Raw genomic sequence first — 13,174 nt, forward strand, 5'->3', positions numbered from 1 at the left:
GAGGAAAATAGTCTCGGCTAGCGCTTTAAGATATATTCAAATTGACGCGACAAGGATGAGCGAATTTGACTGCAGATAACCCAAATCAAGGCCAGATTGCCGAACATGCAGCACGGCAATATTTGCAACAACGCGGGCTAATCTTTGTCGAACAAAACGTGCGATACCGTTTTGGTGAAATCGACATTGTGATGAAAGACGGCAGCGATTGGGTTTTCGTTGAGGTAAAATACCGCTCTGCATCTCAATACGGTGGTGCAGTGAATTCGTTGAGCGCTGCGCAAGCTGGGCGAATTAGAAAAGCTGCGAGCCATTACATACAGTTAAATCGAATCGATGCCATATGTCGTTTCGATGTCATTGCGGCCGATCCTCAAGGGATCCAGTGGATCCGCGATGCATTTTAAATAGTTTAATTTTCATATGTACCACCCTGCCAAAAGTGGGCATAAATAAACATAGGGTTTATCCATGTTAGAACGCATTAAAGACAGCTTTACAGAGTCAATTCAAACTAAGATTGATGCTTCTGAAGCACTACCAGAATCCATTGCCAAAGCCGCTGAGATGATGGTGCACTGCCTGCTTAGTGGTAACAAAATCTTAGCTTGTGGTAACGGCGGTAGCGCCGGTGATGCACAGCACTTTTCTGCGGAGCTATTAAACCGCTATGAAATTGAGCGTCCACCACTACCCGCAATCGCGCTTAGCTGCGACACTTCAACAATCACTGCGATTGCTAACGATTACAGCTACGATGAGATCTTCTCTAAGCAGATCATGGCACTGGGTCAACCTGGAGATATCTTACTGGCGATCTCAACCAGTGGTAACTCTGGCAACGTCATTAAAGCCATGGAAGCAGCCCTTAGCCGTGACATGACGATTGTATCGTTAACCGGTAAAGATGGCGGCGCTATGGCTGGTCTACTTAGCGTCAATGACGTTGAGATCCGAGTGCCATCAAATGTTACTGCCCGTATTCAAGAGGTTCACCTGCTAGCGATTCATTGTCTGTGTGACAACATCGACCACACGCTATTCCCGCAGGACGAACAGGCATGAGAGCACTGCTCCCATTAATCGCTATTGTGTTAATGCTACAAGGCTGTGCAGGTGCCGTTATGGTCGGCGCAGTAGGCGGCGCAATGATGGTTAATGACGAGCGCAGCTTTAAGACTCAGATAGATGACACCAACGCCGATTTTAATATCTCCAGTGCGTTGGCTTCTCATGATGACTTAAATAATCAGGCGAATATCAGCGGCATTGTCATGAATTCTAACGTATTGATGATAGGTCAAGCGCCAAACTCAATGCTACGCGATAAAGCCATTCGTATTGTTAAAGAGTTAAAGATTGGCGGTAAGATCCATAACCAGATCCGTATCGGTAACCCAACCTCATTCACTACGCGTAGCAACGACACCTGGATCACCACTAAGGTGAAGGGTCGTATGCTCAATGAAAAAGGGTTAGATGTGACCAATATTAAGGTCGTCACCGAAAATGGTGAGGTGTTCTTAATCGGATATGTTGAGCGTGCTCAAGCCGATTTAGCCGTGGAAGTGGCTCGCAATACCGCAGGCGTGCGCAAAGTGATTAAGGTGTTTGAATACACAGACTCTTAATCACCAAGCCCCACACCCAACGCTTAGAAGAATCATCCAACCTTTTGTTCGATGATTTTTTTTGGTCTTAAATTAGCCATGCGCGCTGCTACCCAAGGAATAATTAGCGATGGCAACACAATAAAGCCCGCACCAACCCAACTTAAACCGTCTAGCCACTCGTCAAACAGCAGCCAGCCAAACAATACACAAAATAGTAGGCCAGTGTATTCAGCTATGGCTATCTGGCTCGCCTGCGCTTTACGGTAAGCCAATACGCATAACCAGTGATATGCCAGTAAGAAGCTGTTACTGAGCGCTGCTATGCCGATAAGCCCCCAGCTTACACCTTCGAAACCCTGTACCAACACCATAATAAATGTGAGTGGAATACTGAGCATGTTGTAGAGCATTAAAGTCACACTTGGATTCTCAGTGTCTGGCAGTTTCCGTAGGGCTAACTGGTTAATCGCGAAGCTAAAGGCTGAGATCAGCACTGCGATACCAAATATATTAATTTCACTGGGTCGCAGTAAAATTAAAATACCAATGAAGCCCAAAACAGTGGCTAACCACTGAGTCGCGGTCACTTTCTCTTTTAGAAAAATCGAGCCCATCAGTACTATCATCAAAGGTGCAGAAAAGAATAATGAACTAACCGTCGCGATAGGTAAGGACATCAGTCCCATGATCAAACATACCGCGCCTAATGCACCGGTATTCGATCGAAATAAATGTACTTTCAGGTGCTGAGTCGTAGGTCTTTTGGCGTAAAACCACAAAGGCAACAACATCAATACCGATAGGATCTGCCGTATTAACAAGAACGTTGCGGCATTACTTCCTTCAGGCATCCATTTAATGGAAACATCATAGAGCGCGCTAAAAAGGTTGCCAAAAACGAGGATTGCCATCGCAATCATGACATTGGATTTCATCTATTTTTCCACAGTACAACTGAATATGCGCGCATGATATATCCCGCAAAAGACAAACTAAAATGATGTTTTTTCGTCAATCATGAATTAAATTAATACTATGATAAAGATCACCTATTAAATTCATACATTGAGCGAATCACTATGCGCAAACTCCCACCACTAAGAGCCTTACAGGTTTTTGAAGCCGCTGCCAGACAGTCTCATTTCTCACGTGCTGCAGCCGAGTTATGCATCACCCAAAGTGCGGTATCTCATCAGGTTAAACAGCTTGAAGAGCATTACGGCGAACGCCTATTTAAACGAGAAGGACGACAACTGCGGCTCACTAGCAAAGGGGAGTTGCTATATCGAGAACTAGAGCGGATCTTTAACGAGTTGAGTGATTTAAGTATGCAGATCAGTGGTGACAGCAATGATCAACTTCGCCTTGCTGTATACAGCTCATTTGCGATCAAATGGCTAATTCCAAGACTCAGCGATTTTAGACGCCAACACCCTCAAATCAAGATCCGCCTCAACATGATCACCGATGACCCAGAGCTAAGTGATAACGTGGCAGATATGTTCATCACGGGCCAAAGTGGTCAATTAGGTTATCACCATCACTTACTGCATAAAGAACGCTTAATTCCGGTTATTAGTCCAAACTTATTGGATCCAGATAGCCTAGCGTTGGACGAATTAGCTAAGCACCCGCTGCTGACGGTTGACGAAGGTCCACTGGGATTAGATTGGGATAGGTGGTTTGTAGCAAATAACTTAGTGCTACCCGCTGATCAGCAACAACATATTTTTAGTCATGTGCTGTTAGCGATTGAAGCGGCCATTGCAGGCCAAGGGATAGCACTGGCATCAGACTTTATGGTGCAGGCTGATATTGAAAAAGGATTGTTGGTCGAGCTTGACTTGCCTGATATTTTGACTGGATTTGAGTTCTATTTCAGCTGTAAACAACGTCGTCTGAAAGACCCCGCTATTGCGGCGTTTGTGAGCTGGTTAAGCCTGCAGTAACTTTATAAAACTAAGCTAATAAAAAAGCCAGCGACTATTGCTGGCTTTCAAGTTAGCAGTATAAATTAGTCGTCGAGTTAAACGATAAGACCAATTTTTTCGTAAACGTTCTTAATCGTCACCTCAGCGCGAGCCTGCGCCTTTTCAGCTCCGTCTCTCATCACTTGATTCAAGAAGTCATGGTCTGCACGGTACTCTTTAAAGCGCTGCTGCAGCGGCTCAAGCATACCGACAACGGCGTCACCCGTAGCCACTTTTAAATGACCATACATCTTGCCTTCAAACTCGGCTTCTAGGCTAGCAATCGACTGACCAGTACAGCCTGACATTAGGCTTAGCAAGTTAGAAACACCCGGCTTTTCGGCAACATCGAAGCGCACGACTGGTGGCTCTTGGCCATCTGTCATCGCCTTTTTGATCTTCTTCATGATCGCTTTTGGATCTTCAAGTAAGCCGATAACGTTATTACGGTTATCATCAGACTTAGACATCTTCTTTAGTGGATCTTGCAGCGACATCACCTTAGCACCATGCTCAGGGATGAATGGCTCTGGGATCACGAAAGTTTCACCGTAAGCATTGTTAAAGCGAGTCGCGATATCACGGGTCAACTCTAGATGCTGCTTCTGATCTTGACCCACTGGGATCTCATTCGCTTGATAAAGCAAAATATCTGCTGCCATCAACACAGGGTAACTAAATAGACCCACGTTAATGTTGTTAGCATGCTTTTGCGACTTATCTTTAAACTGCGTCATGCGGTTTAGCTCACCCATCTGGGTGTAACAGTTTAGTGCCCAACCAAGTTGTGTGTGCTGTGGAACTTGAGACTGAATAAATACCGTGCTCTTCTTAGGATCAACACCACAAGCCAGATACAGTGCTAACGTATCAAGACACGCTTCACGTAGTTTGGCAGGATCTTGTCTGACAGTAATCGCATGCAGGTCAACGACGCAATAAAGGCAATCATGACTATCTTGCATTGCAACCCACTGACGTAACGCGCCCATATAGTTGCCGATGGTCAGCTCGCCTGATGGCTGCGCTCCGCTTAGAACTACTGGTTTCGTTAAAGGGTTCGTCATCTTGTTTATTGCTCCGTTGCTTTATCGCGCAATTTAAGTAGCGCGGTTATTTCACTAAATTGTTCACATACGGCGTCAGGGCCGCTTAGCCCAATATCTTCACCGTAGTTGTAGCCGTAGGTCAAGCCCACAGAGGCAACCTTAGCCGATTTTGCCGCTAATATATCGTTCTTTGAGTCACCGACCATCAATAATTGCTCAGTTTCGAGGCGCCACTCGTGCAAAATGTGCTGTAGTGGCAGTGGATCGGGTTTCATCTTAGATAAAGAGTCGCCACCAAGTACCATGCTGAAGTAAGCATCAATATTAAATGCTTTAAGCAGTGGCAGGGTAAACTCATAGGGCTTATTAGTAACAATCGCCATGCGGTAACCGGCTTGTTGCAACTGCTCTAGAACAGATTCAACGCCGGGATACAACTGACTATGTTGTTGCAGATTGAGCCCATAGAAATGCATAAATTTTGGCATACAAGCTTGTAGCTGCTCTTCCGTCACTGCAGTATTAAGTGCAAAAGAGAGAGCTCTGCGCATCAGCATTTCGGCGCCATTGCCTACCCAGCTACGGACCTGTTCATCACTGCACAAAGGCAATGCTAACTCTTCTAGGGTTGCACGAGTCGCTGCAGCAAGATCGGGAACGCTATCGATTAGCGTTCCATCCAAGTCAAATGCTACCGCTTTTATTTGACTAAAAGTATTCACTGATTACGCCTCAACGCTTGCTAATTCTGCACGCATCTCATCAATTACTGCTTTGTAGTCTGGCTTATTGAAAATGGCTGAACCTGCAACAAACATGTCTGCACCCGCTGCTGCGATTTCAGCAATATTGTCGACCTTTACGCCGCCATCTACTTGTAAACGGATGTCGTAACCACTGTCATCAATCAGCTTACGCACCTGACGCAACTTATCGAAAGTAGACGGAATAAATGACTGCCCACCAAAGCCTGGGTTAACTGACATCAGCAAAATCACATCTAACTTATCCATCACGTGATCAAGATAGTGCAGTGGTGTAGCAGGGTTAAACACTAGCCCCGCTTTACAGCCAGATTCTTTAATTAACTGCAGAGTACGGTCCACATGCTCAGAGGCTTCAGGATGGAAAGTAATAATTGAAGCACCGGCTGCAGCAAAATCAGGAATGATACGGTCAACAGGCTTCACCATTAGGTGAACGTCAATATCGGCAGTGACGCCATAATTACGCAAGGCTTGGCACACCATAGGCCCAATCGTTAAATTTGGCACATAATGATTATCCATAACATCAAAATGAACCACATCAGCCCCCGCGTTTAATACGGCATCGACATCTTCACCTAAACGAGCAAAATCAGCAGATAAAATAGAAGGAGCAATCAAAAATGGACGCATAACGAACTCACCTGAATGTTTAAGAAGTACGCTATTCTACCTGCTGCAGCCATAGCCCTCCACACCTGAGCGCCCATTTCAGTTAAATTGCAGGGATAAAATATTTCACTTAAACAGTGAAATAGAATTTACCATTAAAAAATGTTTAAAATATAGCCTACTTTGCTATACTGTTTCGTCTAGCTTGGTAAAGGGCGTTAATAAAAGGAGGCGTGATGAAAGGACTTATCCAGAATACAGCAATGCTTAAATCTGCTGCGATTCTTGCGCTTGCCTGTGCAGCAATTACCAGCTTTGCCCCCTCTTCGAATTTAACCGAAACCGCAGCTAATGCGGCCTGTGCTTGCGATGCAGATGCTAGTCAGTACAACCCTAGTCTACCCGCTAGCCACCCCAGCAACCGCTGTGCAAATCAATCTCACGATCTAAGTTGGAAAAGCTGGTTAACTGGTAACAGCCAGACCAATCAATTGCATTTTATCGATCTGTTTGAACTGCTATACGGCCATGAAAGTGCACCTATCAGCAAGAGTTCCCCACTCAACGGCAAGTAATCGACAATATGCTGCGCCGCTTATGGCACATATTATCGAGTACTATTGCTGCATTTATTGGGGTGCAAACAGAGCGAAACCGCACGCGCGACTTTCAAACATCTTCACCCATTCCCTTTATCATCATGGGCATAATATTAGCGATTATGTTTGTGGCAGCGCTGTTACTTATCGTTGAGCAGGTATTACGATAAGCAATCACTGCCTGAGAGTAATGAAAGGGGTTAGGGTTAGTCGTTCTCACTATGGTATGAATCATCATACAGCGCTATAAGCTCATCGACCTTTTTACGGCCACTGCCCTTCTGACTAATATTGCGCTGAACTTGAATCGTATCGAAACGAGCACCATGGTATAACTCACGCGTCAACGGAATATCATGGTTACTAATGAGTACCGGAATACCTCTTTCTATCGCCGTGTGGCGTGCCTTTCTTGCGAGCAGGGCCTGATCATCTAACGAGAACCCGCTGCCCACATAAGTCGTAAAACTGGCTGTCGATGACAAAGGAGCATAAGGCGGATCGCAATACACCACATCACCCGTTTGAGTCATATCTATCGCTTGTTCATAACCTATGCAGTGAAACTCTGCATTTTGCGCCTTTTCTGAAAAGCCACGGATCTCTTTTTCTGGAAAGTAAGGCTTTTTATACGAACCAAACGGCACATTGAAGCCTCCCTTACGGTTATAACGGCATAAGCCATTAAAACCATGACGGTTCATATATAGGAAATATACTGAGCGCGTAAAAGGATCTTTGGTGGCATTAAAAGCCGTACGAACTTTATAGTAGGCTTCCTTGTCGTTCATCTCAGGAACGAAGAGTGCCTTGGCAGCTTCGATATATCTATCGGGCTCTTTTTGCACGATCTTGTACAAGTTAATCAAATCATGATTAATATCGCACAATAGATAATTGCTGTAGTGGGTATTGAGAAAGACCGAGCCAGCCCCAACAAAGGGTTCGACGAGGCGATCGCCTTCAGGCAAATGCTCTGATAAGACTTCAATCAGTTTAAATTTTCCGCCAGCCCACTTTAAAAAGGCTCTTTGTTTTTTAATCATTTAAATTGATTGAACACTGTGAAAAAAAGAGAGCTGATGATTGTACTCTGTTTATTATTGAATTTCACGAGTTGGAAGTACATCTTGTAGCTCATATTCATTAAGATTGTGCCAAGAGCGGATCCACGGCTCTGAAATCCCCGTTTTAGCCATTAATAATGCCGACTGTTCTTGCGCAATTTTTCGACTAGAAAACTCTCCGAGTAACACCACCCAGCGCTTCTTATAGCGCGCCACTTTCACTTGGGGAATATCTTCAAGCCTTAAGAGAGTGTTACGCAAAGAGTCTAGCTTTTTTACACTAACCAGCTGTAACGTATAACCCGCGATGGGCCTGCTGGCCCGCGCTGATTTAGTCACCAAGTTATCTTGCTCCACCATCGAGGCCGCTTCAACGCGATTATCTATAACTTTTGGCGGCACTTCATTTGGCTTATCTGATGATTGCGGGGCTGTTGCGTTAACAGGCTCTTGCTGCTCAGCAGTAAAAGTCGTTATTTGCTTGGCTTTATATGTAGTGACCGCTGCAGCAATATCACCACTTGGCTCAAGTTGGTCTGAATTCGATATGACGAAGCTAGATGTCGGCGAGTAATGCTTAAGAACTCGCTCGGCATATTCAATAAGAAACCTATTATCTAGCCCACCCCTTTGGCTAAGATTAATCGCAAACTCAACTTTTTTAGCCTTAACATCGTCAGGAACCTCATGACTATCGATTAGTAACCAACTCGCTAGCAAGGCAATGAGGCATAGTGTTGAAACGATAATAATCATTTTTAATCTAGACTTTTGCGGTAGCTGAACTTGCTCACCATTAAGCGCAAGCTCAAGCAAACCCACCACCTCTTTAGGTGTACCGAGTTGCATCTCTAAACGATTTTTAACGATGTCCCTTGGAGTGAACGGTTGCTGCTCACTACGACTTAGCAGGGTGTAATAAAGCCCTTCGCGTTCCGTTTGCTCTAACGGCTCAATATGTATGGGTAATACTTGTTCTAACAGTGGTTCTGGTAGCTGATCGGCAACATCATTATAAAACTCAATAGGCGATGTCATTAAGATCTTAATCGATTTGCCAGATAAATATATTTGGCTGAGTACAATACACTCGGCCCAGATATCAAGCGGCAATAGATGGGCGTCATCGAGCACGATGCAGCTCTCAGCAGGCAAAGAGTCAACGACGCTAAGTAAGCACTCAGGTAAGGGGATTTCATCATCAAACACAGGGTCGCTTAGCAACTGAACCAATATTTTGCGCCTGATTTCAGCGCTATCGCAGTGCTTGGGGCAAATAACTAATGCGGAGCTATGATGTTCTAACTCATTAAGCAGTGCCGTGGCCAGCGTGGTTTTGCCGGCACCGTCTTCACCGGTTAACACCATCAACTGCTCGCCATACAAACTGAGATGCAATAGACGATGCAACAGTGCATCTTGGCTTGGTAATAAAGCTGAGCCTGAAAACGACATCTAAAGCTGACCCCAATTCAGTTGTGGCCATACAGCCTTGGCATTAATTTTAAGCAGTAAAGATCCACAACTATGCCTCAAGGTCATAGCCAGGAAAGAAAAATCTAAGACTTGTTTTTTTATACTGAGTTTAGCGTTCACCTATCACCTGCAACATAATTTATGCGCAGTTGATAACCTCTTCCAGTAGCTCATCGGTAACGTCGCTGTAGATCCCTGCTTGGCCAATGCCTTCAGGTAAAACGAGTCGTAATTGACCTTTGAGCACCTTCTTGTCTCGGCGCATATGCTTAATGAATTGTTCAAAATCCATTGTTTCGGGTGCGGTTATAGGTAAATCAAATGCCGCTAATAACGCTGTGATACGACAAACAATTGACTCATCAACCAACCCAAGCTTGTTTGAGGTCATTGCAGCAAGGACTGTGCCAGCTGAAACAGCCTCACCATGCAGCCATACACCATAGCCCATTTCAGCTTCAATAGCGTGACCAAAGGTATGCCCGAGATTCAGCAGTGCACGCACAGCTTGTTCGGTTTCATCCTTCTCTACCACTTCAGCTTTAATTTCGCAGCAACGACTAATTGCGTATTCAAGCGCTTGTGTATCCAATGATTTCAACGCTTCTACGTTGTTTTCAAGCCATTGGAAAAATTCGGCATCCCAAATCACACCATACTTAATGACTTCCGCCATGCCAGCTGCAAATTCACGTTTCGGTAAAGTGCTTAAACAGTTGGTGTCAATTAACACACACTTAGGTTGATAGAAGGCTCCTATCATATTTTTACCTAGCGGGTGATTAACGGCGGTTTTACCACCAACAGATGAGTCTACTTGCGATAACAAGGTTGTTGGGATCTGAATGAAATCCACACCCCGTTGGTAGCTAGCTGCAGCAAAACCGGTCATATCGCCAATCACGCCGCCACCCAATGCAATTAAAACCGTATCTCGACCTAGATTTTGCTCTAGCAATGAGGTGAATATCGCATTCATCTGTTCAAGGGTTTTATATTGCTCGCCATCAGGCAAGATCACGGGAGTGGCGCACGCGAAATCAGACAGCATAGCTTCTACCGATTGAAGGTAGAGAGGCGCTATCGTTTCGTTAGTGACAATAAGGATATTTTTATGTTGAAGATAGCGAGCCAAAGGCTCGCTATTACTAAACAAATTCTGGCCAATTTCAATTGGGTAACTGCGCTCTCCGAGCTCTACCAGAACTTGTTTAGTCATATATTAAAAACCTAACTGTTCAATAATTTGGTTTGCAACAACTTTGGCACTTTGCTCGTCAGTCTTAACAATGACGTCTGCAATCTCTTCATAAAGAGGATTACGCACCTCGGCTAGGTTCTCTAGCACTTCTCTTGGGTCATCGACCTGCAGCAATGGACGACGCTTGTCTCTTTGCGTACGAGCGACTTGCTTATCGATAGTTGTTTCTAGATAGACAACGATGCCGCGTGCAGAAAGATTATTACGGATCTCTTTGCTTTGAATCGAACCACCGCCCGTTGCTAAGACAATACCTTGCTTTTCGGTTAGATCAGCGACAACCTGTGTTTCACGGTTGCGGAAACCCTCTTCACCTTCAACATCAAAAACCCAAGCGATATCAGCGCCTGTACGGCTTTCAATTTCTTGATCTGAATCGTGGAACTCTAAGTGCAGCATCTGTGCCAGATGACGGCCTATAGTGCTTTTACCGGCCCCCATAGGGCCTACTAGGAAAATATTACGTTTTTCGGCCATTTGATTTATACGTCTGAATCTTATTTAAGTTTGCCTACGTCAACTCAAATAAACGGAGTTGACCTTTAATCTTACCTTGCTCTATTGAGACTTGACCGCTGATTATCTCAGCTAAGTGCCATCTATGGCAAGCGGGGAATGCATTTCTATCGAAAATCTATCGACCAAAATGGCAAAGCCAGCGGATTACACTGGCTTTGTATGGCTAAATAATTTATAGCGCTTCTGAGACTATCTTCGGCGTAACAAAAATTAGCAATTCCTGACGCTCATTTTTATCAGAACTATTTCTGAACATAAAACCTAAATATGGGATATCGCCCAATATAGGTACTTTACTGACTTTGGTAATAAGTTGTTGCTGATAGATCCCGCCTAATACAATCGTCTCACCATGGTCCACCAGCACTTGTGTACCTATACGTTGTGTATCTATTGAAACAGCCTGTCCTGTCGGTGTATCTACGGTTTTACCTTGTGAATCTTGAGTAATTTCAAGATCTAAAATCACACGGTTATCAGGTGTGATTTGTGGCGTCACGCGCAGTGACAACACCGCCTTCTTAAAGGTTACCGTTGTGGCACCACTCGAGCTTGCTTCAACATAGGGGATCTCTACACCTTGCTCGATGTAAGCCGCTTTCTGGTTAGAGGTGGTAATACGCGGGCTAGCAATAATCTCACCCTTATTTTCCTGCTCAAGCGCACTTAACTCAAGATCGAGTACTGTGCCATCGGCAAGCTTTGCCACATGAAATGCAATACTTGTTGGGTTAGCTACAGCTGCGGGAAGATTAACGTTTAAACGATCGCTTAAGCTTGGAACGATACCATTTGCGATATCTCCAGCACCTTCAAGACTACCTGAAGTGCCTTTATCTCCTTGCTGGTCAGTTACCCCCCAGCGTACACCAAGATCTTCTGAAACATCGTCTTTTACCGTCACCATACGCGCTTCAATCAATACCTGTTTGATTGGAATATCTAGCACTTCAATTAAGCGATGAACATTTTCAAGCGTCTCTTCGGTATCTTTAACCAATAGTGTGTTAGTACGTTCATCGACAGCCACACTTCCACGAGCAGTTAGAAGGCTTGAGTCCTCTCCCTTTAACAGTGCCGCAATATCTTTAGCTTTGGCATAATTAATCTGTAAATACTCAGAATATAGCGGTGCAAGCTGCTTCACTTCCTGTCGATTCTTTAACTCTTGGCTCTCGCGGATAGCGATCTCTTCGCTAGGCGCAATCATTAAGATATTACCTTCAATACGCTTATCTAGACCTTTAGCTTGTAAAATAAGATCTAATGCTTGATCCCAAGGCACATCATCCAACCTTAAGGTGATATCGCCTTCAACCGTGTCACTGGTCACTAGGTTAAAGTTATTGTAATCGGCAATAATCTGCAGCACGGTTCTAACCGAAATATTCTGGAAGTTTAACGATAGCGAACGTCCATCATATTTCTTCTCTTCCTTAACGATATTCATGCGTTCGCTTTTCTTCATCGTTAACTTGAACAAACTGCCATCTTGCTGATAGTTGTATTCATAGTCACCGTCAATATCGATAAGAAAACGGGCAGTAAGATCTTCTTTAAAAGTTTCAAAGCTCTTAACTGGGGTCGCGAAGTCATACACATCCATGACATATAAGAAGTCACGATTAATATCTGTATTGTAAAGTTTAAGCTCTAATTTGGCTCCAACTTGCTCAACGTTAGCAGCCACAGAGCTATTATTTAGCTTAACCAATAATTCACCACCACCATCTGCGGTGCGACGAAAATCAATATTTTCAATGTTATTAACGAAAGGGCTTTCACTACTTGCACCTTCGCTAGCGACTTCATCGTTAATGGTTAAACGATAGGTATTACCGACGACCTTACCTTGATACGGCTTTACCTTGTCTAGACCAATAAACACTTGCAAGTCATTGCCATTGGGTACAGTACTTACCGTTTCAACACCTACGGTTTTAATCGGTAAGGTTTGCTTTTCTAGCGCAGAAATACTGTTATCAAATCCCAAAATGATCTGCGCTGGCGAGGCCTTTAGATCAATATCAGGTTCTTGAATATCATTCTCAAAAACCAACTGTAACTCAAGTTGGTGATCAACAACGGCGTGATATTTCACATCAATGAGTCGGTTAGCTGCATACGAATGCTGAGTCATACCAACGATTAATACGAAACCAATAATAGCCTTAACTAAAGGCATCACCTTAAAACTGGCTTTTGACGTGGTTGAAGATCTCATTGTTCCCTCAGTCATCT

Annotated in this window: 15 protein-coding genes; 6 read left to right on the top strand and 9 right to left on the bottom strand. The window is 44.3% G+C overall.

Going from position 1 to position 13,174, the window contains the following annotated elements; all coding sequences use genetic code 11:
- The first annotated feature begins 65 nt into the window (after positions 1-65).
- The 3 genes from SHAL_RS21020 (at position 66) to SHAL_RS21030 (ending at position 1,631) form a co-directional block, all read left to right on the top strand.
- The gene (locus SHAL_RS21020) at positions 66-407 is read left to right on the top strand and encodes a YraN family protein (RefSeq protein ID WP_012279126.1); all 342 of its coding nucleotides are present in this window, start codon (positions 66-68) and stop codon (positions 405-407) included.
- 64 nt (positions 408-471) lie between these two features.
- Positions 472-1,065 (top strand): phosphoheptose isomerase, encoded by a 594-nt coding sequence (locus SHAL_RS21025; RefSeq protein ID WP_012279127.1) that lies wholly within the window; start codon positions 472-474, stop codon positions 1,063-1,065.
- Complete coding sequence (locus tag SHAL_RS21030; RefSeq protein ID WP_012279128.1) at positions 1,062-1,631, top strand: BON domain-containing protein; 570 nt, start codon at positions 1,062-1,064, stop codon at positions 1,629-1,631. The genes SHAL_RS21025 and SHAL_RS21030 overlap by 4 nt, the downstream gene beginning before the upstream one ends.
- Positions 1,632-1,663: 32 nt before the next feature.
- Here SHAL_RS21030 and SHAL_RS21035 read toward each other — a convergent pair whose 3' ends face one another.
- Entirely contained in the window at positions 1,664-2,548 is an 885-nt protein-coding gene (locus SHAL_RS21035; RefSeq protein WP_041416164.1) for a DMT family transporter, read from the bottom strand.
- A gap of 144 nt (positions 2,549-2,692) precedes the next feature.
- Here SHAL_RS21035 and SHAL_RS21040 point away from each other — a divergent pair, with 144 nt between their 5' ends.
- The gene (locus SHAL_RS21040) at positions 2,693-3,562 is read left to right on the top strand and encodes a LysR substrate-binding domain-containing protein (protein WP_012279130.1); all 870 of its coding nucleotides are present in this window, start codon (positions 2,693-2,695) and stop codon (positions 3,560-3,562) included.
- 77 nt (positions 3,563-3,639) lie between these two features.
- Here SHAL_RS21040 and trpS read toward each other — a convergent pair whose 3' ends face one another.
- The 3 genes from trpS to rpe are packed head-to-tail and all read right to left on the bottom strand — an operon-like array spanning position 3,640 to position 6,032.
- Positions 3,640-4,650 (bottom strand): tryptophan--tRNA ligase, encoded by a 1,011-nt coding sequence (gene trpS, locus SHAL_RS21045; protein ID WP_012279131.1) that lies wholly within the window; start codon positions 4,648-4,650, stop codon positions 3,640-3,642.
- Between the two features lie 5 nt (positions 4,651-4,655).
- Positions 4,656-5,354, bottom strand: a complete 699-nt coding sequence (locus SHAL_RS21050; RefSeq protein WP_012279132.1) for a phosphoglycolate phosphatase — start codon at positions 5,352-5,354, stop codon at positions 4,656-4,658.
- A 3-nt stretch (positions 5,355-5,357) separates the two neighbouring features.
- Positions 5,358-6,032 carry a ribulose-phosphate 3-epimerase gene (gene rpe / locus SHAL_RS21055; protein ID WP_012279133.1) on the bottom strand — a complete coding sequence of 225 codons (675 nt, stop codon included), beginning with the start codon at positions 6,030-6,032 and terminating at the stop codon, positions 5,358-5,360.
- 215 nt (positions 6,033-6,247) lie between these two features.
- On the opposite strand from rpe, the gene SHAL_RS21060 reads away from it, so the two are divergent.
- Positions 6,248-6,586: a hypothetical protein gene (locus tag SHAL_RS21060; protein ID WP_012279134.1), complete on the top strand. Its 339-nt coding sequence runs from the start codon at positions 6,248-6,250 to the stop codon at positions 6,584-6,586.
- A gap of 8 nt (positions 6,587-6,594) precedes the next feature.
- Positions 6,595-6,780, top strand: coding sequence for a DUF2970 domain-containing protein (locus SHAL_RS21065; protein WP_012279135.1), 186 nt, complete (start codon positions 6,595-6,597; stop codon positions 6,778-6,780).
- A gap of 36 nt (positions 6,781-6,816) precedes the next feature.
- Here SHAL_RS21065 and SHAL_RS21070 read toward each other — a convergent pair whose 3' ends face one another.
- From SHAL_RS21070 to SHAL_RS21090, 5 genes are all read right to left on the bottom strand, one after another.
- Entirely contained in the window at positions 6,817-7,656 is an 840-nt protein-coding gene (locus tag SHAL_RS21070; protein ID WP_012279136.1) for a Dam family site-specific DNA-(adenine-N6)-methyltransferase, read from the bottom strand.
- Between the two features lie 54 nt (positions 7,657-7,710).
- Complete coding sequence (locus SHAL_RS21075; RefSeq protein ID WP_012279137.1) at positions 7,711-9,132, bottom strand: AAA family ATPase; 1,422 nt, start codon at positions 9,130-9,132, stop codon at positions 7,711-7,713.
- A gap of 160 nt (positions 9,133-9,292) precedes the next feature.
- A complete protein-coding gene (gene aroB / locus SHAL_RS21080; RefSeq protein WP_012279138.1) occupies positions 9,293-10,372 on the bottom strand; it encodes a 3-dehydroquinate synthase in 1,080 nt (359 codons plus the stop codon).
- 3 nt (positions 10,373-10,375) lie between these two features.
- A complete protein-coding gene (gene aroK, locus SHAL_RS21085; RefSeq protein WP_012279139.1) occupies positions 10,376-10,891 on the bottom strand; it encodes a shikimate kinase AroK in 516 nt (171 codons plus the stop codon).
- A 214-nt stretch (positions 10,892-11,105) separates the two neighbouring features.
- Positions 11,106-13,157: a type IV pilus secretin PilQ gene (locus tag SHAL_RS21090; protein ID WP_041416166.1), complete on the bottom strand. Its 2,052-nt coding sequence runs from the start codon at positions 13,155-13,157 to the stop codon at positions 11,106-11,108.
- Positions 13,158-13,174: the final 17 nt, after the last annotated feature.

Origin of the sequence: Shewanella halifaxensis HAW-EB4 (assembly GCF_000019185.1) — a bacterium.
Classification (GTDB): domain Bacteria; phylum Pseudomonadota; class Gammaproteobacteria; order Enterobacterales; family Shewanellaceae; genus Shewanella; species Shewanella halifaxensis.